This window comes from Gemmatimonadota bacterium (assembly GCA_009692115.1).
Classification (GTDB): Bacteria; Gemmatimonadota; Gemmatimonadetes; order Gemmatimonadales; family GWC2-71-9; genus SHZU01.
Genome location: SHZU01000005.1, coordinates 24,384 through 46,451, shown reverse-complemented (window position 1 = coordinate 46,451; position 22,068 = coordinate 24,384). Strand labels below are relative to the sequence as shown.

Sequence of the window (22,068 nt, the reverse complement as noted above, 5' to 3'; positions counted from 1 at the left end):
TACTATGTAAGTCGTTGTCAATAAACGTTTTACTGATTTTGGTGTCAATGGCCCGTATCATCGCGATTGCAAATCAAAAGGGTGGAGTCGGAAAGACAACCACCGCGGTCAACCTGGCGGCCTCCCTGGCGATCGCTGAGCGACGGACTCTCCTGGTTGATGCTGACCCACAGGCGAACGCCTCGAGCGGGGTTGGGATTCCCAAAGGAACCGATCGCGTCTCCCTCTATGACGTCATCGTGGACGGGAGGTCGCCGGCGGAGGCGGCGATTCCAGACGCTGAACTCCCCTATTTGGCGACGCTCCCATCGACGCAAGACCTGGTTGGGGCGGAGCTTGAGTTGGTGTCACTGCCGAATCGGGAAACCCGGCTTCGGGATGCGCTCCGAGGAATCAGTGCGTCGTATGATTTCATACTCATTGACTGCCCCCCTTCGCTTGGCTTGATCACCCTCAACGTGCTGACCGCAGCCCATGGGGTGCTGATCCCGATTCAATGCGAGTACTACGCTCTCGAGGGTATCTCCCAGCTGCTCAACACGGTGCGGGTGGTCCAACAGAACTTCAACCCTGAATTGGCCATCGACGGCGTCCTGCTGACGATGTACGACTCCCGACTCAACCTCTGCCGGCAGGTGGCCGAGGAAGCCAAGGAATACTTCGGCGCCAAAGTGTTCAAGACCGTTATTCCGCGGAACGTCCGGCTGGCCGAGGCGCCGAGTTTTGGCAAGCCGATCTTGATGTACGATGTGCAGTCGGTCGGTGCGAAGGGTTATATCGCCGTGGCCCAGGAACTGATGAAGCGAGTTGAGCGAATGGACGCTACCGTTCCGATGGAGGGCGCATGAGCGAATCACGACGGTTAGGCAGAGGACTCGAGTCGCTGCTCGGTCCGATGTCGAAGGAGCAGGCGGAGGCCCAGGGTGCCTTACGGGAGATTCCCGTCGCCGCGATCGACTCCAACCCCTATCAACCGCGCCGGGAGTTCGAGCCCGAGGCCTTGAAAGAGTTGGTTGACTCGATCGAAGCCTCGGGGCTACTCCAGCCGATCATAGTCCGGGCCAAGGGCGCCGGGCGGTACGAGTTGATTGCCGGGGAGCGGCGGTGGCGGGCGGTCCGGCAGCTCGGGTGGCAGAAGGTGCCGGCCGTGCTCAAGGACGTCGACGATCAAGCGATGTTGACGTTGGCACTGATCGAGAACCTGCAGCGGGACGACCTGTCCCCGCTCGACGAGGCGGTGGGGTACGAGCGGTTGGTCAAGGAGTTTCATTTGGCCCAATCCGAGGTGGCCCGGCTGGTCGGGAAAGACCGTGCGACGGTGGCCAACACGCTTCGTCTCCTCAAACTGCCGGCCGACATCCAGGTACTGGTTCAGCATCGAACGTTGACTGAGGGTCATGCGCGGGCACTGCTCGGGCTTACGGACGAACAATTGTTGTCGCGGATGGGCCAGGACGCGGCCGAGCACGGCTGGTCGGTCCGGGAACTCGAGGCCCGGGTGCGAGGCGAAGTGCCTGGTCGGCGAAAGAAGGCCGGCCATCCGGTTGAGAAGGCCCAAGATCCCGAGGTTCGCCGGGTGGAGGAAGCCCTCCGCCAGCGGCTCCAGACGGATGTTCGGGTTACCGCCCGGCGGCGGGGACGGGGTTTTGTGACGATTTCCTACTACTCCAACGATGACCTGGCTCGGGTGCTCGAGACCGTGCTCGGCGCCCCCTTCGACGGATGACCAGCCGGCGGCGCGGCGTCACCATTACCGTGTTGCGAGACGATGAACTGGTGTCGGCGGGTTACCGATTTCCGACCTGGTTGTTGCGGCTCGGGGTCGTGGCCGCCATCGTCATTGGCGTGCTCCTGGTGCTTGGGGTCGCGTTCTATGCGCCGATCGCCCGGCAGGCCGCCCGAGTACCGGGTCTCGAACGGGAGTTAGACCGGCTCACGATCGACAATGAGCGGATCCGGGAGCTGGCGTTGGCGCTTGATCGGGTCGAAGCCAACTACGGCAAACTTCGGCGAATGGTCGGCGCTGACATCGCTCCCGATCCGGTGCAACTGGCGTCGGTGTTGCCGGTAGCGCCGGACGTCCTGGTCCTCGCTACCGGTGAGCGGCCCCGATATGAAACCGGCCCATCGATCCCGAGCCACTGGCCGCTCGACGAACGGGGCTATGTCACGCGGGGCCAAAATGCTGACTCGACGGACGAGGCTCACCCGGGAGTCGATGTGGCGGTGCCGGTGGGTACGCTGGTGCGGGCTACGGCCGGCGGGACCGTTCTTCAAACCGGAAATGACAAAGAGTACGGGTATTTCTCATTGATCCAACATCCCAACGGGTATCAGTCGATGTATGGCCACATGTCCCGGGTGGTGGCCGTTCCAGGCGCCCGAATCCGGGCGGGCGAAGTGATCGGTCGGACCGGAAACACCGGCCGGTCATCGGCGCCGCACCTACACTTTGAGATTCGGCACAACGGGATTTCGATCGATCCACTCACCCTGATTCGGGAGAACCGATAGCCGATGGGCATCTTTTCCAATCCGCCTTCGCCGAGTGGCGTGCCCGTCCGGCGGCGGGCCGATCCGAACGCGATCTCAATCGTTGCCCCCGATATGGCAGTGACCGGCGACCTCCGCGCCGACGGCGTGGTCAGGATCGAGGGCCGGGTGTCAGGCAATGTCAACGCGGCCCATCAAATCCTGCTGTCGCCGGGCGGCGTGGTGGAGGGGAATCTCGAGACTCGCGAAGCCGTGCTCGGCGGAGTGGTCTATGGTACGGTGACCGCCACCGAACGGGTTGAGGTCCAAGCCACGGCCCAGGTCAATGGCGACATCGTGACGCCGCGGCTCCTGATCCAGGAGGGTGGCCAACTCAATGGAGGCATTCGGATGGAGGCCGCGGCGGAGTTACCGACTGATGGGTAGACGGCTGGCTGGATTGGTGGTTGGCTTCCTGGTGCTCGGATGCGGAAGGCGGGGCACCGAGCCGACCGGGCTTCGGGTCGCCCTGATCACCCCCGGTTCCATTGCCGACGCCGCTTGGAACGCCGGTGCGTTTGAGGGTTTGCAGCAAATCAAGGATTCCTTGGGCGTCGTGGTGAGCCATCAAGAGGCGCGCACGCCTGGGGCTCAAGAAGAAGCCCTGCGGGCCTACGCAGCGGACGGGTACTCGCTGATCTTCGGCCACGGGTTTGAATTTCAGCAGCCGGCCGAACGGGTGAGCGCCGAGCACCCAAAGGCCGTGTTTATCGTGACCTCCGGTGAACGGGTCCAGGGGAACGTGGCGCCGTTGGTGTTTCGAATCGAGGAAGGGACGTTTCTCGCCGGGATGATGGCCGGGGCGCTCACGAAAACCGGCAAGATCGGCTTCATCGGCGGGATCGAGCTTCCGCCGATCAAACGCGGGTATCAGGGTTGGGTGGCCGGGGCGCAGCGGATGAACCCTTCGGTGGAAACCCGGGTGGCGTACCTGAACACGTTCGACGATGCCGCGGCCGGCCGAGAGGCGGCGCTCGCGATGATCCAAGTCGGGGTCGATTTGTTTCACCACAATGCCGATGAGGCGGGCAAGGGAATCTTCCAAGCGGCCAAAGAACATCCCGGGGTGTTCGTCTTCGGGGCCAACGCCGACCAGCGTGGCTTGGCTCCCGAGCGAGTCTACGGTTCGGCGATCATCGACTTACCGCGGGCGTTTCTGGCCGTGGCGCGGGAGGTGAAGAGCGGAACCTTCGTGCCCAAGGTGGAGTCGTTCGGCCTGGCCGGCGGGGTGATTCGCTATGTGGCCAATCCGGGCCTGGCTGCGAGCATACCCGCGTCGCTGGTTGCGAAGGTGGTGGCGGCCGGCGATTCGATTGTCGCGGGCACATTGTCGCCGATCCCATGAGCGCCCCGGTCGAACTTCAGACGGTCGCCGGCTACCTGGATGGATACCTCCGAGTGCGGGAGGTCCCTGACGAACCGGGGGCCGTCAATGGACTGCAAGTCGAGAACTCCGGTCTGGTCGGCGGTTTCGTGGCCGCCGTCGACGCTTCACAGGCCACGATCGACGGGGTGATCGAGGCCTGCTCGCGGTTCGCGCCGCCGCCGTTGCTGCTGGTTCACCACGGACTGTTCTGGGACGGCAACATCCCGGTCACGGACCGCCGCTATCGCCGGCTGGCCGGGCTGCTTCGGGCGGATGTACCGCTCTACTCCGCCCACATTCCGCTTGACGTGCACGGCGAGGTCGGCAACAACGCGGTCCTGGCCGCGAGCCTCGGTCTGACCGAGTGCCAGCCGTTCGATAGCTACCGTGGTGCGGCGCTTGGGATTTGCGGCCTGGCCCCGGGCGGCTTGCACCGGGACCGTTTGGTGGAGCTGCTCGACACCTCACTCGGCACCGTGGCCCGGCTGATTCCCGGCGGGCCCCCGATCGTCCGGCGGGTGGGAATTATTACCGGGGGTGCGGGGTCCCGGATCGGCGCGGCCCGAGATGCCGGTCTCGATACCTTCGTCACCGGCGAGGGCGCCCACCAAACCTACTTCGACGCCATGGAGTTTGGCGTCAACGTGATCTACGCCGGCCATTACGCCACCGAACAGGTGGGTGTCAAGGCGCTGGCCCTGCACCTGGCGACGCGATTCAATCTGCCATGGGAATTTCACCACCATCCGACGGGACTTTGACGCCGGTTCTCGAACTCCACGGGATTCGGAAACGGTTCGGCTCCGCCATCGCGCTGGACGGGGCCGATTTCGTTCTTGCCCGCGGTGAGGTTCACGGATTGTTGGGAGAGAATGGGGCTGGCAAATCGACCCTGATGCACTTGGTTTTTGGCCTCATCCAGCCGGATGACGGCACGATTGCCGTCCGCGGTCAGATGGTGGTGCTCCGGGAACCGGCCGGCGCCAAGCGACTCGGGATCGGCATGGTGCACCAACACTTCACGTCCATTCCGGCACTCACGGTGCAGGAAAATCTCTGGCTCGCGGCCGGTCGCTACGGGGCGGCTGTGGGGACGGTTGCGGGCGCCGGGCGCCCCGACACGGCCCTGGGTCGATTGCGGCGCCGGCTTTGGGAAGGCCTCGATCCGTCGATCCGAGCGGAGGCCCTGCCGGTCGGCGCCAAACAGCGACTTGAAATTCTGCAGGCATTGGCCACCGATGCCGAGATTTTGTTGCTCGACGAGCCGACCGCTGTCTTGGCTCCACCAGAAGTGGCCGGCCTTCTGGCCCTGCTTGGCGAGTTTGCCAGGGGTGGTGGTTCGGTGGTGTTCATTACCCACAAACTCGACGAAGTGCTCGCGGTGGCGAACCGGGTGACCGTGCTACGGCGAGGCCGGGTCAGTTTTTCCGGTCCGGTTGAGGAGTGCACCTCGGCGGGGTTGGCCCGCGCGATGGTCGGTGAGGCCGACGCAGCTCCCCTGTCGCGCCCCGTTGTCCCGCTCGAGGGTACGGCTGGCGGGTCAACCGTCCCAACGATCGCGGGTCTCGAGCTCCGGGGTGGTGAGATCGTTGGGCTGGCGGCGGTCGAGGGCAACGGCCAACGCGAGTTGCTCCGATCCCTCGGTGGTCCCGGGACCGCTTTCGTTCCCGAGGATCGGACCACGGAAGGGCTGATCGGTGGATTCAGCCTGACGGAAAACCTGGTGCTCGGCCTGTCGGGCGACGCTCGATGGGTGAAAGGACCCTGGTTGGATTGGCCGGCGGCCGGCCGGCGCATGGACGCGTTGCTGACCGAGTTCGGGATTCGAGCCAGCGGTTCCGACGCCCCGGCCCGGTCGTTGAGTGGCGGAAACCAACAGAAAGTGGTGTTGGCCCGGGCTTTTGAGGCCAAGCCCCGACTCCTCGTCGCAGAGAACCCGACGCGGGGGCTCGATATCCAGGCCACCGCTTTCGTGCACCAGCAACTCCGGGCCTATACCAGGGCGGGCGGCGCGGTGGTGTTCTATTCAACCGATCTCGACGAAGTCCTGGCCCTGGCCGATCGGGTTCTGGTCGTGGTTCGTGGCGCGGTGATTCCGGTGCTCGCCGGGGCTTCTCGATCAGCGGTCGGGGCGATGATGCTCGGCGTCGGCGAATGACCTGGCTTCGGCGGGCGGCGGTGCCGGTCGGCGGCGCCGTGGCCGGATTGGTCATCCTGAGCCTTGGACTTGCCCTGCTCGGCTATGACGCCGGGGCAGCGTTAGGTGCGCTCTGGCGCGGCGCGTTCGAATCGTGGTACACCATCAGTTCGGCGACGATGGTTCGAGCAGTGCCGTTGATAACAATCGGTCTCGGCCTCGCGATTTCCTTTCGGGCCGGCGCCCTCAACATTGGCGCCGAGGGCCAATTCGCGGTCGGGGCGATGGCGGCGACCGCCGTTGGGTTGGCCACGGCCGGTTGGCCGGCACCTCTTGGCCTCACAGCCACCCTACTGGCCGGGGTCCTGGGTGGCGCGGCCTGGATCCTGGTACCGGTGGCGCTTCGGTTCCGATTTGGGGTGCTCGAGGTCATCAGCACGCTGCTGCTCAACTTCGTGGCGGAGGCCCTGATCAGCTATGCGGTTCAAGGTCCGCTGCAGGAGGCCAAGGGCACCTATCCGCAGAGTGATGCGCTCGGGGCCTCGGTTCGATTGCCACTGATTTCCGGGACTCGGTTGCACGCCGGCTTCTTTCTGGTCTTGGTGCTCGGGGTTGTGCTCTGGGTGGTGTTCCGGCGGAGCGTCTGGGGTTTTCGGTTGCGGGCCGTAGGTGAAGCGCCCCGGGCAGCCGAGCTCGCGGGCGGGATTCGGGTGGAGCGAACCGTGGCGGTGGCGCTGCTCTGCTCGGGGGCGTTGGCCGGCCTGGCGGGGGCGTTCGAGGTATCCGGCGTTACCTATGCCCTGTACCAGAACCTGTCGCCGGGGTACGGGTTCACGGCGATTGCGGTTGCCCTGATTGCGCGAACCGATCCGATCGGGGTGGTAGTGGCCGGCTTGGCCTTCGGGGCGCTCGACGCCGGCGCGGCCGCCATGCAGCGGGATGCCGGGGTGCCGGCGGTTGCGGTTTCAATCGTCCAGGCGGTGATCATCGTCGTGGCGCTGCTGAGTGTTCGGCGCGGCCCCGGTCCGGCGCCGTCATGAGGCTGATCTGATGGATCCGATCATCGGCTTGGTGGCGGCCGCCGTCCGCATTGCCACGCCGCTGCTCTGGGCTTCTCTGGGCGAGGTGATTGCCGAGCGAGCCGGGGTGATCAACTTGGCCGTCGAGGGATCGATGCTGGTGGGGTGCTTGGCCGCGGTGTTTGGGGCGCTCAGTGGTGATCCGTGGTTGGGGGTGCTCGCGGCGGCCGGGGCGGGCATGGTGGTTTCCGGCCTTTTTGCGGCGATAGCAATCTGGGGCCGGACGGACCAGATCATCGCCGGTACAGCGGTGACCCTGGCCTCGGTCGGAGCGACCGGGGTGTTGTACCGGCAACTACTCTCGACCCACGGTGCCGAGCTTCAGCTGCCGATGCTCGGTCCGGTCCTGTTCCGGCAGCCGGCTCCGACCTACCTGGCGTTGGCGGCAGTTCCGGTGGTTTGGTGGGCGCTCTACCGTACCACGGTAGGGCTACGGCTCCGGGCCGTGGGTGAGGCGGCCGACGCCGCTCGGGCGATCGGGATCAACACCCGCTGGTATCAAACGATTGCCGTGATGATCGGGGGTCTTTTTGCAGGGATTGGCGGGGCGACGTTGGTGTTGGCTCAGGTGGGTGCGTTTGCCGAGCGGATGACGGCCGGCCGGGGGTTCATCGCCATTGCGGTCGTGGTGCTTGGGCGGTGGCAGCCGGCCGGGGTTCTGGGGGCGGCGCTGGCCTTTGGGGCGCTGACGGCGCTACAATTCGGGTTCCAGGCCATGGGGCTCGAAGTGCCCTACCAGTTCTTCGTCATGCTTCCCTACCTGGTTGCCCTCGGGGCCCTTACCGGGGTGGCGGGCCGGGTGCGGCCACCCCGAGGTTTGGGCCGAACGGCTCCCTGATCAGCGAAGTCGCCCGTACTTCCGCAACGCGGCAAGAAGGCGATCGTGGGGCAGGGCATAGACCCGCCGGCCATTGGCGCCGGTCATGGTTTCGGCGGCCAGCATGGCGTTCAAGATGGCTTCGGAGGTGGCGTCAATCGTGGCCTCGAAGACCGGATTGATGGTTTCGTTCGGGATCGATTGCACGGTGGCCACCTTGTCGGAGGCACCAGCGGCCGGATTCGCGGTGGAGAAAGCGATGAAGATATCGCCGGAGGAGTTGCCGCCGATCCCGCCCATCCGACCGATGCCTAACGCCGCTCGCTTGACGACCCGTTTCAGCTGATGGGGCAGGAGCGGGGCGTCGGTGGCGACGACGACGATAATCGAGCCGACATCGCCCAAATCCGCACCACCCCCACCGTTTGGGGTGCAGGCCGCCCGCTCGGCGACGGTTCCGTCGGCGAGCGGTACGAAACAGGGAAGCAGGTCGGGGATTTCTTGTCCCACCGGAACACCAGCGACGGAGAATCGCGCCCGCCCGCCGTAGTTGCACTGGACCAGCACCCCGATGTGATAGGCTTGCCCAAGGACCGCGATCCGGCGCGACGAGGTGCCGGTGCCCCCTTTGAACTGGTTGCAGGTCATTCCGGTCCCACCGCCGACATTCCCTTCGGCGACCGGGCCGGATTTCGCGTTATCGATGGCGTCCGCGGCGTGTTGCTTGGTGACGTGGAACCCATTGATGTCGTTCATTCCGCCGTCCCAGGTTTCCCCGACGACCGGCAATGACCACGAGAACTCCTTGCCTTTCTTGACCGCCCATTCGATGGTGGCATGGTGAACGACGCCAACGGAATGGGTGTTCGTGATCATAACCGGGCCGCCGAGAAACCCGGATTCCTCGACCCAGGTGGTGCCGGTTAATTCGCCGTTGCCGTTCAGCGTAAACCACGCGGCGTAGACCTCTGAATCGCTGGTTTTGCCCCGAGGCAGAATGGCGGTGACGCCGGTTCGGACCGGGCCTTTGCCGACTACCAGCTTGCCTTCGCCCGAGATCAGGGTGGTCATCCCGACCTCGACGCCGGGGACGTCCGTAATGGCATTGAGTGCGCCAGGGGTTCCGTCGAGCGGAATCCCAAGCTCGCGGGCACGTTGCTTGGTTTGCCCGCCGGCCAAGCCGGCGAAGAATACGGTTGCGAGGGCGACAAGGCTGAGGTTTCGGCGAAGGTTGGGCATGATGCAATCTAGTGCCGGGCCGGATGGGCGTTAAGTTGGTTGGGATGAGGACTGGCCGTATTCTCGGGGAGGGGTCGGATGGCGATCCAGGCTGATAGGACGATCCGGTTGCCGGACGGCCGGATGCTCGGCTACGCCGAAACCGGCGATCCCCAGGGTACGCCAGTGCTTCATTTTCACGGGAGCCCGAGTTGCCGCCTCGACGCGACGGCACCCGAGTTCGACGCGATCGCCGAGCGGCTGGGGGTCCGGGTGTTGGCCCTTGACCGCCCCGGCGTGGGACTGTCCGACCCCAAGCCGAACCGGACCATTCTCGATTGGCCGGCGGATGTCCTGGGGTTTGCCCAGGCAGTGGGACTCTCCCGGTTCTCCGCGTTAGGGGTTTCGGGCGGCGCTCCGTACGCGGCCGCCTGCGCCCTTCGAATCCCTCATCGACTTCGCTCGGTCGGGATTGCGTGTGGGGTGGCGCCGATGGACGTACCCGACGGGCGGCAGGGGATGAGTCGGCAGAATCGGACCATGTTTTTTCTGGCGCGGTGGTTTCCGTGGGCCTTGCGGCGGATGCTCCGAACGATGGCCGCGATGGCGGCCACTCAGCCGACGACCTTCTTCAACCGATTGGGCGAATCGATGCCCGAGATCGACCGACAGGCCCTCGCGTTTTCAGCCCGGCGCACCCACTTCATCGCCATGGTTCGGGAGACGTTTCGGCGGGGGGAGGAGGGCGGATTGACTGATCTCAGACTGGCGAGCCGAGGATGGGGTTTCCCGTTGAGCCAAGTGCCGATCGTGGTGAACCTGTGGTTCGGTGGCCAGGACATCAACGTGCCGCCCGCGGCCGGCCGCTATCTGGCCGCCGCGTTGCCACGGTCGGAGGCTCGATTCTATCCGGAGGAGGGTCACGTGTCTCTGCTCTTCAACCGCTATGAGGAGATCCTGACCGGGCTCTTGGCAACCGCCCAGCGTGAGGAGGGCCGCCCGGTTTGGATCTAGCGCTTACAGCCTCTCGAGCCGGGCCACCGCGGCTTGCAGCAGGTCTTCCGTCTTACAGAAGGCGAATCGGGTGTAGTCCCTGCCTGCCGCCGGATCCGAGAAGAAACTGGTTCCCGGTACGGTGGCCACGCCGCCCTCGATCGTGAGCCACCGGGCAAACTCATCGGACGGCATCTTCTTGATGTTTGCGAACCCAGCCAAGATATAGTAGGCGCCTTCGGGGGCCTGGCAGGTGAATCCCGCTTTCCGAAGCGCGGCGACGAGGAGATCGCGGCGATTCCGGTAGTCGTGTTCGAGATGGAGGTAGTAGTCCCGGCCCAGCGTTTCCATGGCGACGGCCAGGGCCTCCTGGAGGGGCGCCGGGGCGCCGACGGTCAGGAAATCATGGACCTTTCGAATGGCGTCGGTGACAGCTGCCGGTGAGATGACGGTCCCGATCCGCCAGCCGGTGATGCTGTAGGTTTTCGACGCACCGCTGATGGTAATCGTGCGGTCCCGCATTCCGGGCAGGGTGGCCATGGGAATGTGTTCGCCGTCATAGCGGATATGCTCATAGATCTCGTCGGTAATGGCCCAAACGCCGTGCTGCTGGCAGAGGTTCGCGATTCCGGTCAGCTCTTCGCGGGTCAGGACCCGGCCGGAGGGATTGCCGGGGGTGTTGACGATGACCGCCTTGGTTTGGTTGGTGAAAGCTTTGGCTAACTGGTCGAGATCGAGTGCTTGTCCGGGCATCAAAGGGACGAACACCGGCTTGGCTTCGCAGAGAATTGCGTCGGGCCCGTAGTTCTCGTAGAACGGCTCGAAGACGATCACCTCTTCGCCGGGGTTGACGAGGGCCAAGAGAACCGCGGCCATGGCCTCGGTGGCGCCGCAGGTGATCGTGATCTCGGTTTCGGTGTTGACCGTCATGCCATACCAATCGGCGTACTTCTTGGCCAGGGCGTTCCGGAGCCGTTTGGCGCCCCAAGTAATGGCGTACTGATTGATATCGGCGTGGATGGCCGCGGCCGCGGCCTCCTTCAGGATGGTCGGGGTCGGAAAATTCGGAAACCCTTGGGCTAGGTTGATGGCCTGATGCTGATCCGCCAGCCGGGTCATGCCCCGGATCACGGATTCGGTGAACGAATGGGTCCGGCGGGCCGTCAGCGGTTGGGTCATAGGGCCGATGCACAGGGTTGAAGTGGAATCCTACCGCGGTCACGGTTCCAATATAGTCCGGGACCCGGGTCAGCTAGATTTGCCGCCATGCCATTTTTTTTGACCGCGCTTTTCGTACTGGCCCAGGACACCTCGCTCGTATTCAGCGGCCGGAACCGACAGCTCAACGTCACGCTCCCACGGGTCGACACGACGATAGCGATCGACGGAGACCTGAGCGAGCCGATTTGGCGCCGAGCCTCCCGGCTCACCGATTTCTCTCAATATCAGCCGGTGGATGGCCGGCCGGCTGCCGAGCCAACGGAGGTCCTGGTGTGGTATGCCAGTGACGCGATCTACTTCGGGATCCGAGCCCGGGGAGGCGAGGGAAACGCGATTCGGGCCACCCAAGCCAATCGGGACAACATCGGCGCGGAAGACCACGTGCAGATCCTGCTCGATACCTACAATGACCGACAGATCGCCTTTCTGTTCGGGGTGAACGCGCTGGGCGTTCAGCAGGACGGGACCCGGAGCGACAATTTCGGGGGCGGCGCGGGCGGCCGATCGGGAAGCGGCGGGTTCGGCAACCTCAACCCACTGGAAGGCAACGTCGACCTCAACCCGGACTTCGCTTTTGAATCCAAGGGTCGGTTGGTCGACGGTGGGTACGACGTCGAGGTGCGGATTCCCTTCAAGAGCCTCCGTTACGGTGAGGGGGCAACCCAAGATTGGGGCATCAACGTCCTCCGACGGGTTCAACACAGCGGAGTTCAAGACAGTTGGGCCCCGGCGGTCCGGGGCAACTCGAGGTTTCTCGGCCAATCGGGCACGTTGGTTGGACTGCACGATTTGAAACGAGGCTTGGTCCTAGAGGTGACCCCGACCGCAACCACCCGGCTCGACGGGGTGCCGGGTCAGAACGGCAAGCGGGAGTATGATCACACCGCGGAGTTTGGGGCGGACATTCGGTGGGGGATCAGCCAGAATCTGACTTTGAACGGGACGGTCAATCCCGATTTTTCACAGGTCGAAGCCGATGTCGGGCAGGTGACGTTGAATGAACGGTTTGCGTTGTTTTATCCAGAAAAACGGCCGTTTTTCCTTGATGGTCTCGAGTTGTTCGACACCCCAAGCCAGTTGATTTACACCCGCCGGATTGCGAACCCGGACGTCGGGATCAAATTGGCCGGCAAGATCGGGCGGTTCAATGTGGCGGCCATGACTGCCCTCGACGGGCAAAATCAGTCGGGCACTGGTGACCGGAGCCCGGTCTTCGCGGTGACTCGGCTTCGGACTGATTTGGGGAAGAGTTCGGCGATCGGCGCGGTTCTCACCAGCCGGGAGGAGGGGCCCGACCATTTGCGGTTGGCCGGGGCTGATTTTCGGACTTACTTCTCCAAAGTGTATTACGTGGAATTGCAGGCGGTTCAGTCGTGGACGACGGCGGGGATTGGCAGTGCGAGCGGACCGTTGCTCCACGCCACGTGGGACCGGACGGGCCGGGGGTGGGGGTTCAACTATTCGGTGAAGGCGATTGGGCCTGATTTTGCGGCCGCGGCCGGTTTCGTCAACCGTCCAGGAGTGATCGAGGCCAACGCCTTCAATCGGCTGTCGGCGTACGGCAAACCCGGCGCACTCGTCCAGACGATGGGCGCTTTTTTTGGAGCCGGCCGAATCTGGGACTACCGGCGGCCCGGCGACGGGACGATCGAGGGAAGCGAGTTCATTTTTCCGAGCGCGACCCTGCGGGGTGGGTGGCAGTTGAGCGGATCATTGTCCCGCAATTTCTTCAACTACGATGCGCCATCCTATCAGGGTCTCGAGGTCGTGACTGCGGCGGGCGATACCGCAGCCTTCGTCGTCCCGGGTCGAGAATCCAACCAAATCAGCGGCAGCTTCACCGTCACGACGCCGACGTTCCAGCACTTCACCGTGTCGGCGACGGTCAGTGCCGGCGACACCCCGATTTTCCGGGAGGCAGCTCCCGGTCGGAGCCGGCGGATCAACGCCACCGTCGATTTGCGTCCGACCACGGCGCTTCGGGCGGCGTTTCAGTTAACCCGGCTGATGATCGACCGTCAGCGGGACGGCTCGCGATTTTCGGACGAGACGATTCCCCGGCTCAAAGTGGAATACCAGGTGAGCCGGGCGATCTTCTTCAGGGCGATTGGTCAATACAGCTCCCGGGCCCGGTCGGCCGGCGTTGACCGGACCGGTCGGCCGATTCTGGTTGGTGGCGTCCTCGATTTGGGGTCCGATTCGAACGAGTTCCAGATGGATTGGCTGTTCAGTTATCGGCCGAGCCCGGGGACGTTGTTGTATCTCGGGTATGGGTCGACCTACACGGAATTAGACCCCAGGCGGTCGACGGGGCTTCGGCGCGGACCCGATGGATTGTTCGGCAAGGTGAGCTACTTGTTCCGGATGTAGCAACGCCCGGAGGGCCTCGGACGTATTTGGGGGCAGCTTCCAGCTTCCCTCCAGCAATCGAGAGACCCGAAGACGACCGTTGATCGAATCATGGCAATCAGCGCCTTGATCGCCGGCGCTGGGTCGATCGTCGGATCGGGCCACCCGGGCCCACTTGGAGGACGGGCTGGTGCAGATCGACCGGATCCTGAACCCCAGGCGATAGCTCAGGGCCAGGTGGTGAGACCGGACCCTCCCCGGGTCCGGTCTCCTTTTTTTCCGTCAAGCAGCGGTTCCGACGTCAGGATCGAGAAATCGCCAAATCCAAACACCAGCCGATTACCCGATTCCTCGGTTCCTTTGACCGCTCCGGATCGGACGCTCCGGATTGCCTCGAGGGCCAAATGGAGGTGGGCGGGATCGGCGGAGATGGTGTTGTGGGCGGGGAGCAGCCGGGTGAGGGCCGGGGCCAGGGTCACCAACTTCTCGAGTGATTGTTCGTAGCGGTCGAGGTCGGTCTCGGGTACGTACAGCCAAATGGTCGCATCGTAGTAGGAGTCGCCGGTCCAGAGGAGCCCGTTGCTCCGATCGAGCAGCGCGACGGCGTCGGGCGTGTGGCCCGGTACCTGGATGATCTCCAGCCGCCGGCCGCCGAGGTCGATGGTGCCGCCATCGGCAACGAGTTGGGTTGGCTGCCAGGGCTTGGTCCGAAAGCCGGCGGTATCGAGCCCGGCCGGGGCGCCGTGGCAGAAACTCCCGGTCGCTACCTCGCCGGCCAATTCGGGGTGGAGAAAGCCCCGTTGGTTGGCTTTGGTATACGGCGTGTCCAATGCCAGCACCTGTTCAAACTCGGCGTTGCCCCCGACGTGGTCGTAGTGGGTATGCGAGTTGAGGACGCGGATCGGCAATTTGGTGAGCTCTTCGACCACCGGGCGAATGGGCACCATGCCGAGGCCGGTATCGAACAGCAGGGCTCGCTCGGATCCGACAATCAGGTAGGAAATTGCCTCCTGGAACTGATTGGCCTCCACCAGGGCGAATACGCCGGGTTCGACGCGATACACGTCGAACCACTGCGAGGTGACCGCCACTCGTTCGAACACCTGATTGGCCGGCCGCGGGACGTCGGCGCACCATCGTGTGGCGGCCGGTTTGGTCGGCCCGCAACCCGCCAGGGCGGTGACGGCGATCAGCGGGGTGAGGCGACAGCGGGGGAGGGATGGCATGGCTGGAATCTGGACCCTTTGACGGTTCTTCTGCCAGGGGCGGTGCGAGGATAAGATAGGGGCGCCATGATACTGTTTCCTGGGTTCGAAGTCCGGTGGTTCGAGGTAGGCGACGTGGTGATCCACGGCGTCGTTGGCGGGTCAGGTCCGCCGCTGCTGCTCTTGCATGGGTACCCCCAGACCCACACCATGTGGCACAAAGTGGCGGCCCGGTTGGCGGAGCACTTCACGGTCGTGGCCACTGACCTCCGCGGCTATGGGGGAAGCAGCAAGCCGGAGGGCTTGCCGGACCACAGTAACTATTCGAAGCGGGTCATGGCCGAGGATCAGGTGCGGGTGATGCACTCGCTCGGGTTCGACCGGTTTCGGGTGGTGGGCCACGATCGCGGTGGCCGGGTCGCGCATCGGATGGCCCTCGACCACGGGGGGCGGATCGTTCAGTGGGCGGTGCTCGATATCGTGCCGACCCGAACGATGTATCTCCGAACCGATCGGGTGTTCGCCGAGGCTTACTATCACTGGTTCTTTTTGATTCAACCGGCGCCGTACCCTGAACGGATGATCGGGGCGGATCCCGATTTCTTCCTGACGACCCATCTCAGCAGCCGGCACGCAGGTCTCGAGCCCTTTGACCGGCTGGCGCTGGCGGAGTACCGGACGGCATTCCGGTCCAGCGCCTGCATTCACGCAACCTGTGAAGACTACCGGGCGGCGGCGAGTATTGATCTGGTTCACGACGACGAGGACCTCAGCCGGCCGGTGCGGGCACCGTTGTTGGTGTTGTGGGGCCAATACGGGATCATCGAACGGTGTTTCGATCCCATTGAGGACTGGAAGGAGCGGGTGGTGTCGGTGACGGGTCGGTCGATCGAGTGCGGTCACTACCTGGCAGAAGAGGCACCGGCTGAAACCGCCGCTCTGTTGCAGCGGTTTTTTGAGTCGTAGCCGCTACCGCTGTTTCTTGGCCCGCTCCTGCCGGGCCTTGGCGACGAGGTCTTTCACTTCCTCCATCAAGCGGGCCCCGTTGTAGGGAATCCCATCCTTGATGGTCCATTCGACCCCGCCGGCTTTGACTTCCTTGCCGTTCCTGATTGCGGTGGTTCCGGTCGGATAGAAGACCTTCAGATCTTCGAGCGGGTTGCCGTTCACGACGATGAGGTCGGCAAGGAAACCGACGCGGACCCGGCCGAGATCGGCCTCGGCACCGAGGATCTTGGCGTTGTTGGCGGTGGCGTGCTGGATGACCTTGAGCGGAGTGAACCCCGCCTCCTGGTGGAGCTCCAATTCACGGATCACGCCAAAGCCGTACATCTGATAGATGAAGCCGGCGTCTTCCCCGACCCCGATCAAGCCGCCCCGACGCCCGAAGTCCCGGAGGGCCGCCATCCAGAGTCGATAGTTTTCCTTCCAGTAGGCCTCGTCGACCGATGACCAGCCGATGAAATAGGAGCCGTGGTTGGCCGGGTTCGGGCGGAAATAATCCTCCAGGGCTGGGTGGAGGTAGTCTTTGAACCAAGGCTGGGTTTCGGCCCGCTGGAGATCGCGGCTTGCTTCGTAAATGACCAGGGTTGGATTCCAGGCCACGTTGCTGTCGACCATGGCTTGGAGAATCTTGGTCAAACGCTCCGGGTTAGCCTCGCGCCAAATTCGGCCGGCATACCGGAAGCGATGGGTTTCGTCGTTGTAGTTGAAATCGGCGGGAAACCGCTGAACCCCATCTTCGAATGCGGCGTCCGGGACGCCGTACCAATGCTCGATGCTCCGGGTTCCGAGCCGGACGTCGTCCCAGGCCGTGGTTTCCTCGACGCCGACATGGTGGGCCACCGGGAGGCCCAGTTTTTTCGCCTCGTCCGCCATGGCGGCCATCAGATCGCGCTCCATGCCGCCGATCTTGATGCCATCGACGCCCAGGGCTTTGACCTCGCGAACCCGGGCCCGAGCTTGGTCGGCGGTGCGAAGCGGGGCGCCGCGGGTGTAGCCGGCGTAGATGTAGAGCCGAGGGGCTTCGATCTTTCCGTGGGCGCTCTTTTCCTTGAGCTCGAGGAACTCCTTGGCATCGCCGCCGGAGCTGACGTCGCGAACGGTGGTGACGCCCGATGCCAGCCAGAGCTTGAACTGGTAGTCGTAGGGCTGAGGAACCCCGGCGCGTTCGTTCTGGAGGTGGCCGTGGGAATTGATCAATCCGGGTAGGAGGTACTTCCCGGTGCCGTCGATTTCGGCATCGGCGGCCGGGCGGCGTGCCCGGCCGGATTGCACCGCCACCGGGTCGAGGGCGGCCAGGTCCACGATCCGGTTTCCCTCAACCACCACATCGTAGGGTCCCTCGGCCGGGGTTCCGTTGCCTTGGACAACCAGCACGTTCCGAATGGCCAGCCGACCTCCGGGTCGTTTGCCGTGGGTCACGTTCTTGGTTTGGGCGGCCGCCGTCGGCGCTGATCCGAGGGCCACCAAGCCCAGCAGGAGAAGACTGTTCATTTTGGTCATCGAAGGGCTTCGGTAAGGGGCCGGCCATCAAGTCGTTCCAGCGGTTTGATACGGAGCACGCTGGCCAAGGTTGGTGCAAGATCGACGGTCCGAACAAACCCGGGGTATCGACCCGGCTTGAACGGGGCGCCATAGAACAGGAGCGGGACGTGGGAGTCGTAGTCGTGGGGCGAGCCGTGAGTGGCGATGATCGGATAGTTGTAGATGTCGCCTTCTCGGAGAGTTACCACGGCCGCCGGCAGCATGTCGTCGGGGAACATCTGGAGCCAACGTCGGGCAATTTTGTCCGCTCCGGGGCCCTGGTGAACGAGGTCGTCGAATCGGTCGACCCGGAGGACGCCGGGGACGAGCTTTGCCGCCGCCATGAACACCTGGGCGACTCGGTCGACGGTGAGACCCTTGGGTCCGAGCTTGGCCGGGTCGACAAAGAAGGCACCGCTCTCGATGCCGAGGGCGGTGCTGTCACCGCCGGCTGCTTTCACGGCGGCCTTGGCGGCATCGAAGGCGCCCCCCATGTCGACCCGAAGGCCGCCATGAAGTTCGGGGATGAATCCGCTGCCGTGGTCGGCGCTCAGCGCGAGGATGACCGTACTCGGGTCGCGAAGCGTGAACAGGGTGTCGAGGAAGGCGCCAAGGACCCGGTCGAGGCGGAGAATCTGGTCGTGATGCTCTTTGGATTCCGGGCCGTAGAAGTGACCGATGTAGTCGGTGGCCGACAGAGAAACCGCCAAGACGTCGGTGGCGCCCCGTTGGCCGAGTTTTTGTTGGCGAAGCCCCTGCAACGCGAATCGCAGGGTCATTTCATCGACCATCGGAGAGAACCGCACTTGGAAGGCCGCGGCAGCGGAATCCGCTGGAAACTGGTGCGGAAACATGAAGTTCCGGCCAAAGCCCTCATAGGCCACGCTATCCGGTTCCGGGTAGTCGGCGGCGGGTCGAAGGGTGGTCCATGCCTGGCCGGCATAGCGATGAGGGAGTCTCAGGGCATTGAATTCCGAGACCCAGGCCGGGAGGGTGTCGTGGTACCAGGTGCTGGTCGTAAAGAGGCCGTTGTTGGCGTACCAATAGACCTCTTGTTTGGAGCGACCGATCGGCAGAATGGCGGCCCGGTCCTTCGCTGACACCGAGAAGGCCTGGGTGGCGGGATCAACCGCGGTGAGCCAATCGGTGACCGTGGTGCCGCGAAACCGGAATGGCGCCGCCCCGAGGTCCTTGGCGCCGATCAACGGCCAGTCGGTGGAATTGACGCCGGCGAGGTTCCGGGTAATGCCGGTGCTTCTGGGGAACCGGCCGGACAGGAAGGTTGCGTAACCGGGCGCGGTTTCGGTGATCGCATGGTCGTGGTGGGCGTCAAGGAACATCGCGCTCCCTCCGAAAAGCCGCGCCAGGCCGCCCGAAAGCTGGTTCTTGAACCGATCGTAGTAGTCGGGTCGCATTTGGTCGATGGTGATCAACACCACCAACGCCGGCCTTGGCTGGGCCGGGGTGGGCGGTGTGGTTCCCGGCGCCGGACCGCCGGCGGTCTTCGAACAGGACGCCACCAGGAGAGCGATCAGTGGCAGGACCGCGGGGCGTGAAACCAAGGTGACTCTCATCTGGGGATAATACGACGCGCGGGAAGCGGGCGGAACCCGGGCCAAAGAAGCCACCGATTATCTCGATGGCTTCTTCCATGACATCAAGCGTCCGAAAGACTTCGACGATGCGCTCGGCTACGCCTGCCAGGGCCGGTCGGTTAGCCGGCTACAGTCCAGGTCCGGCCGCTGTGCATCAGGGCCGCGAGGTCCTTGGGGCCACCGGTCGCTGACTTCATCTGAGCAAAGACCACGTCCTCGTAGGTCGGCGCCGGGTCGCAATAGAGGACGCCGAGAACTTGAGGAAACACCGGCGGATGGAGCGAACCCAGGAGCGAGGCCAGGGTCCGGTTCGTCTCGTCGTGGACCAAGATGTCCGACTCCGTGATCCCGTTTTCACCGATAGTCACGACTTCGAGTTCCAGGGCCGCCGGTTTGAGCCGGAGGCCTTGATTTTTTTCTTTCCCAAATACCAGTGGCTTCCCGTGTTCGGCCAGCAATTGACGGTCCGGCGCGACGCTCTTGTCGGTGAACTCGTCGAAGACGCCGTCGTTGTAGACCACGCAGTTCTGGAAGATTTCGACGAAACTGGTGCCCCGATGAGCGTGTGCCCGCTTCAGCACCGTGACGAGATGAGCCTGCTGGGTGTCGACCGTGCGGGCCACGAAGCGGGCGCCGGCTCCCAGAGCGAACAAGGTCGGTGAGAGCGGGGAATCGAGCGAGCCCAGGGGCGTCGAGGGCGACCGGGTTCCGACCCGTGAGGTCGGGGAGTACTGCCCTTTGGTGAGCCCGTAGATCTCGTTGTTGAACAGCATCAACTGGATGTCGACATTGCGGCGAAGGATATGGAGCATGTGGTTGCCGCCGATCGAGAGGCCATCCCCGTCGCCGGTGACCAGCCAGACATCGAGGTCGGGGCGGGCGAGCTTCAAGCCGGTGGCTACCGCCGGCGCCCGGCCGTGAATGGTATGGAACCCGTAGGTCGAGATGTAGTAGGGGAACCGGGACGAGCACCCGATGCCCGACACGAACACCGTCGACTCTTTGGTGGCGCCGATGTCGGCCAAGGTCCGTTGGACCGCCTTGAGAATGGCGTAGTCACCGCAGCCCGGGCACCAGCGGACTTCTTGATCTGACTCGAAATCGGAGGCCTTGAGCGGTACTGTCGTGGTGGTCATGATCACTTCTCCAATCGGGTGCGGATGGCCGTCACCAGTTCGCTGATCTTGAAGGGCTTGCCGGTAACCTTGGCCAGTTTTTCGGCCGGAATCAGGTACTCGCTTCGGAGCACCGTCACCAGCTGGCCGTTGTTCATTTCCGGGACCAGGACCCGGTCAAACCGTTTGAGCAGGTCGCCGAGGTTCCGGGGGAATGGTTTCAAGTACCGAATGTGGATGTGGGACACCTCCTGGCCCTCGGCGCGAAGGGTCCGGACTGCTTGGTGAATCGGGCCGTAGGTCGAGCCCCAGCCAACGACCGCCATCGTCCCGGTATCCTCACCCAAGGCCACAGCCTGGAGCGGAATGTCGTTGGCAATGCCGTCGATTTTGGCGGCCCGGACGTCGGTCATCTTCTGGTGGTTGTCCGGATCGTACGAAATGTGTCCGCTGTCGTAGTCCTTCTCGATGCCGCCGATCCGGTGCTCGAGACCCGCGGTGCCGGGGAGGGCCCAGACCCGGCCCAACGTGACGGGGTCGCGCAGGGAGGGGTGGAATCCCACGGGATCGGTGCGGAATTTGACCGGGAAGCTCGGCAGTTCGTTGACGTCGGGAATGAGCCACGGCTCGGATGCGTTGGCCAGATACCCGTCGGTGAGCAGCATGACCGGCGTCATGTATTTGGTGGCAATCCGGACCGCCTCCATCGCGACCTGAAAACAATCCGACGGCGTGGCCGTCGAGATCACCGGCAGCGGCGTGTCGCCGTTCCGGCCGTAGATGGCTTGGTAGAGGTCGGACTGCTCGGTCTTGGTCGGGAGACCCGTGGAGGGCCCGCCTCGCTGGTTGTTGATCACGATGACCGGCAATTCGGTCATCACGGCCAGACCGATCGCTTCAGTCTTGAGGGCAATCCCGGGTCCGGAACTCGAGGTGATGGCCAACGCCCCTCCGAAGGCCGCCCCGATGGCGGCGCACATGGCCGAAATCTCGTCCTCGGCCTGGAAGGTGACGATCCCGAACTGCTTCAATCCGGCCAGCGAGTGCAGCACCGGCGAGGACGGCGTAATCGGATACGACGCCATGACCACGCGGTCGAGCTTGGCGGCTTTGGCCCCGGCCACCAGGCCCCAGACCAGCGAATCGGTGCCGGTCACGGTTCGGTAGGTCCCGGGCGCGGCACTGGCCGGCGCTACGCTATAGGACGGGGCCGAGAGCTCGGTGGTCTCACCAAAGGCATGGCCGGCGTTCAGGGCCGCAACGTTGGCCTTCGCGATATCGGGCTTCTTCGCAAACTTCCGTTCCAGCCACTCAATCGTGTGGCTCCGGTCGCGGCCGTACATCCACAGCATCAGGCCGAGGGTCCACATGTTCCGCGAGCGGAGGGCCTCCTTGGCGCCCAAACCAAACGGCTTGACCGCCTCGGCGTTCATCTTGGTGACGTCGAGCTTGAGCACCCGGTAGTCGGAGAGCGATGGATCGTCGAGCGGGTTGGCCGTATACCCGGCTTTGGTCAAATTCCGGGCGGTGAAGGTGGCGATATCGCAGACCAATACTCCGCCCCGCTGGAGGTCTTTCAGGTTGGTCTTCAGGGCCGCGGGATTCATGGCGATCAGGGCGTCGAGCTCGTCGCCCGCGGTCATGACCTCGCTGTTGCCGAAGTGGATCTGAAACGCAGAAACCCCGAACGTGGTGCCCTGAGGGGCCCGAATTTCCGCCGGGAAGTCGGGAAACGTGGCCAGATCGTTGCCCGCCAAGGCGGTTTCCACGGCGAATTCGGAGCCGGTAATCTGCATCCCGTCTCCGGAGTCGCCGGCGAAGCGAATCACGACAGCGTCCCGGGGGATCCGGATCGGGGGGGTTGGGCTGGTGGTTGTCATTGGATGCCTCAGTGAAAAATGGACGCCTTCAAACT

The 22,068-nt window shown here is 64.2% G+C and carries 19 protein-coding genes; 12 read left to right on the top strand and 7 right to left on the bottom strand.

Annotation, left to right across the window (positions count from 1 at the left end; translation table 11 throughout):
- Positions 1-47: 47 nt before the first annotated feature.
- Genes EXR94_07355 through EXR94_07315 form a run of 9 tightly spaced genes read left to right on the top strand, consistent with a single transcriptional unit; the run spans position 48 to position 7,952 of the window.
- Positions 48-848, top strand: coding sequence for a ParA family protein (locus EXR94_07355; GenBank protein ID MSR02541.1), 801 nt, complete (start codon positions 48-50; stop codon positions 846-848).
- Positions 845-1,726 carry a ParB/RepB/Spo0J family partition protein gene (locus EXR94_07350; protein ID MSR02540.1) on the top strand — a complete coding sequence of 294 codons (882 nt, stop codon included), beginning with the start codon at positions 845-847 and terminating at the stop codon, positions 1,724-1,726. Before EXR94_07355 ends, EXR94_07350 begins: the two co-directional genes overlap by 4 nt.
- Complete coding sequence (locus EXR94_07345) at positions 1,723-2,514, top strand: M23 family metallopeptidase (GenBank protein ID MSR02539.1); 792 nt, start codon at positions 1,723-1,725, stop codon at positions 2,512-2,514. Before EXR94_07350 ends, EXR94_07345 begins: the two co-directional genes overlap by 4 nt.
- A gap of 3 nt (positions 2,515-2,517) precedes the next feature.
- On the top strand, positions 2,518-2,919 hold the full coding sequence (locus EXR94_07340; GenBank protein ID MSR02538.1) for a polymer-forming cytoskeletal protein: 402 nt from the start codon (positions 2,518-2,520) through the stop codon (positions 2,917-2,919).
- A complete protein-coding gene (locus tag EXR94_07335) occupies positions 2,870-3,877 on the top strand; it encodes a BMP family ABC transporter substrate-binding protein (protein MSR02537.1) in 1,008 nt (335 codons plus the stop codon). Before EXR94_07340 ends, EXR94_07335 begins: the two co-directional genes overlap by 50 nt.
- The gene (locus EXR94_07330) at positions 3,874-4,659 is read left to right on the top strand and encodes a Nif3-like dinuclear metal center hexameric protein (GenBank protein ID MSR02536.1); all 786 of its coding nucleotides are present in this window, start codon (positions 3,874-3,876) and stop codon (positions 4,657-4,659) included. The genes EXR94_07335 and EXR94_07330 overlap by 4 nt, the downstream gene beginning before the upstream one ends.
- Entirely contained in the window at positions 4,626-6,056 is a 1,431-nt protein-coding gene (locus tag EXR94_07325; GenBank protein MSR02535.1) for an ATP-binding cassette domain-containing protein, read from the top strand. Before EXR94_07330 ends, EXR94_07325 begins: the two co-directional genes overlap by 34 nt.
- Entirely contained in the window at positions 6,053-7,075 is a 1,023-nt protein-coding gene (locus EXR94_07320; protein MSR02534.1) for an ABC transporter permease, read from the top strand. Before EXR94_07325 ends, EXR94_07320 begins: the two co-directional genes overlap by 4 nt.
- Before the next feature lie 10 nt (positions 7,076-7,085).
- Positions 7,086-7,952, top strand: a complete 867-nt coding sequence (locus EXR94_07315) for an ABC transporter permease (protein MSR02533.1) — start codon at positions 7,086-7,088, stop codon at positions 7,950-7,952.
- Here the strand turns inward: EXR94_07315 and EXR94_07310 are convergent, their stop codons facing one another.
- Positions 7,953-9,170: a S58 family peptidase gene (locus tag EXR94_07310; GenBank protein MSR02532.1), complete on the bottom strand. Its 1,218-nt coding sequence runs from the start codon at positions 9,168-9,170 to the stop codon at positions 7,953-7,955. It abuts the gene before it with no gap.
- Between the two features lie 78 nt (positions 9,171-9,248).
- Here EXR94_07310 and EXR94_07305 point away from each other — a divergent pair, with 78 nt between their 5' ends.
- On the top strand, positions 9,249-10,163 hold the full coding sequence (locus EXR94_07305) for an alpha/beta hydrolase (protein ID MSR02531.1): 915 nt from the start codon (positions 9,249-9,251) through the stop codon (positions 10,161-10,163).
- A gap of 3 nt (positions 10,164-10,166) precedes the next feature.
- Here EXR94_07305 and EXR94_07300 read toward each other — a convergent pair whose 3' ends face one another.
- A complete protein-coding gene (locus EXR94_07300) occupies positions 10,167-11,321 on the bottom strand; it encodes an aminotransferase class I/II-fold pyridoxal phosphate-dependent enzyme (GenBank protein MSR02530.1) in 1,155 nt (384 codons plus the stop codon).
- 87 nt (positions 11,322-11,408) lie between these two features.
- On the opposite strand from EXR94_07300, the gene EXR94_07295 reads away from it, so the two are divergent.
- Positions 11,409-13,733, top strand: a complete 2,325-nt coding sequence (locus EXR94_07295; GenBank protein ID MSR02529.1) for a hypothetical protein — start codon at positions 11,409-11,411, stop codon at positions 13,731-13,733.
- A 206-nt stretch (positions 13,734-13,939) separates the two neighbouring features.
- Here the strand turns inward: EXR94_07295 and EXR94_07290 are convergent, their stop codons facing one another.
- Positions 13,940-14,938 (bottom strand): MBL fold metallo-hydrolase, encoded by a 999-nt coding sequence (locus tag EXR94_07290; protein MSR02528.1) that lies wholly within the window; start codon positions 14,936-14,938, stop codon positions 13,940-13,942.
- Positions 14,939-15,004: 66 nt separating this feature from the next.
- Between EXR94_07290 and EXR94_07285 the strand changes: the two genes are divergently transcribed.
- Entirely contained in the window at positions 15,005-15,883 is an 879-nt protein-coding gene (locus EXR94_07285; GenBank protein ID MSR02527.1) for an alpha/beta hydrolase, read from the top strand.
- A gap of 3 nt (positions 15,884-15,886) precedes the next feature.
- Here EXR94_07285 and EXR94_07280 read toward each other — a convergent pair whose 3' ends face one another.
- The 4 genes from EXR94_07280 to EXR94_07265 form a co-directional block, all read right to left on the bottom strand.
- Positions 15,887-17,413: an amidohydrolase gene (locus EXR94_07280; protein ID MSR02526.1), complete on the bottom strand. Its 1,527-nt coding sequence runs from the start codon at positions 17,411-17,413 to the stop codon at positions 15,887-15,889.
- 5 nt (positions 17,414-17,418) lie between these two features.
- Positions 17,419-19,017 carry a hypothetical protein gene (locus EXR94_07275; protein MSR02525.1) on the bottom strand — a complete coding sequence of 533 codons (1,599 nt, stop codon included), beginning with the start codon at positions 19,015-19,017 and terminating at the stop codon, positions 17,419-17,421.
- Between the two features lie 140 nt (positions 19,018-19,157).
- Positions 19,158-20,174: a 2-oxoacid:ferredoxin oxidoreductase subunit beta gene (locus tag EXR94_07270; protein MSR02524.1), complete on the bottom strand. Its 1,017-nt coding sequence runs from the start codon at positions 20,172-20,174 to the stop codon at positions 19,158-19,160.
- Positions 20,175-20,176: 2 nt separating this feature from the next.
- Positions 20,177-22,033, bottom strand: coding sequence for a 2-oxoacid:acceptor oxidoreductase subunit alpha (locus EXR94_07265; GenBank protein ID MSR02523.1), 1,857 nt, complete (start codon positions 22,031-22,033; stop codon positions 20,177-20,179).
- Positions 22,034-22,068: the final 35 nt, after the last annotated feature.

Bases quoted from the DNA above. Each gene is read 5' to 3' on its own strand.
- EXR94_07345 (MSR02539.1), top strand. From the start codon at position 1,723: ATGACCAGCCGGCGGCGCGGCGTCACCATTACCGTGTTGCGAGACGAT.
- EXR94_07310 (MSR02532.1), bottom strand. From the start codon at position 9,170: ATGCCCAACCTTCGCCGAAACCTCAGCCTTGTCGCCCTCGCAACCGTA.
- EXR94_07300 (MSR02530.1), bottom strand. From the start codon at position 11,321: ATGACCCAACCGCTGACGGCCCGCCGGACCCATTCGTTCACCGAATCC.
- EXR94_07285 (MSR02527.1), top strand. From the start codon at position 15,005: ATGATACTGTTTCCTGGGTTCGAAGTCCGGTGGTTCGAGGTAGGCGAC.
- EXR94_07290 (MSR02528.1), bottom strand. From the start codon at position 14,938: ATGCCATCCCTCCCCCGCTGTCGCCTCACCCCGCTGATCGCCGTCACC.
- EXR94_07315 (MSR02533.1), top strand. From the start codon at position 7,086: ATGGATCCGATCATCGGCTTGGTGGCGGCCGCCGTCCGCATTGCCACG.
- EXR94_07270 (MSR02524.1), bottom strand. From the start codon at position 20,174: ATGACCACCACGACAGTACCGCTCAAGGCCTCCGATTTCGAGTCAGAT.
- EXR94_07355 (MSR02541.1), top strand. From the start codon at position 48: ATGGCCCGTATCATCGCGATTGCAAATCAAAAGGGTGGAGTCGGAAAG.
- EXR94_07275 (MSR02525.1), bottom strand. From the start codon at position 19,017: ATGAGAGTCACCTTGGTTTCACGCCCCGCGGTCCTGCCACTGATCGCT.
- EXR94_07325 (MSR02535.1), top strand. From the start codon at position 4,626: ATGGGAATTTCACCACCATCCGACGGGACTTTGACGCCGGTTCTCGAA.
- EXR94_07265 (MSR02523.1), bottom strand. From the start codon at position 22,033: ATGACAACCACCAGCCCAACCCCCCCGATCCGGATCCCCCGGGACGCT.
- EXR94_07295 (MSR02529.1), top strand. From the start codon at position 11,409: ATGCCATTTTTTTTGACCGCGCTTTTCGTACTGGCCCAGGACACCTCG.
- EXR94_07320 (MSR02534.1), top strand. From the start codon at position 6,053: ATGACCTGGCTTCGGCGGGCGGCGGTGCCGGTCGGCGGCGCCGTGGCC.
- EXR94_07335 (MSR02537.1), top strand. From the start codon at position 2,870: ATGGAGGCATTCGGATGGAGGCCGCGGCGGAGTTACCGACTGATGGGT.
- EXR94_07340 (MSR02538.1), top strand. From the start codon at position 2,518: ATGGGCATCTTTTCCAATCCGCCTTCGCCGAGTGGCGTGCCCGTCCGG.
- EXR94_07330 (MSR02536.1), top strand. From the start codon at position 3,874: ATGAGCGCCCCGGTCGAACTTCAGACGGTCGCCGGCTACCTGGATGGA.
- EXR94_07280 (MSR02526.1), bottom strand. From the start codon at position 17,413: ATGAACAGTCTTCTCCTGCTGGGCTTGGTGGCCCTCGGATCAGCGCCG.
- EXR94_07305 (MSR02531.1), top strand. From the start codon at position 9,249: ATGGCGATCCAGGCTGATAGGACGATCCGGTTGCCGGACGGCCGGATG.
- EXR94_07350 (MSR02540.1), top strand. From the start codon at position 845: ATGAGCGAATCACGACGGTTAGGCAGAGGACTCGAGTCGCTGCTCGGT.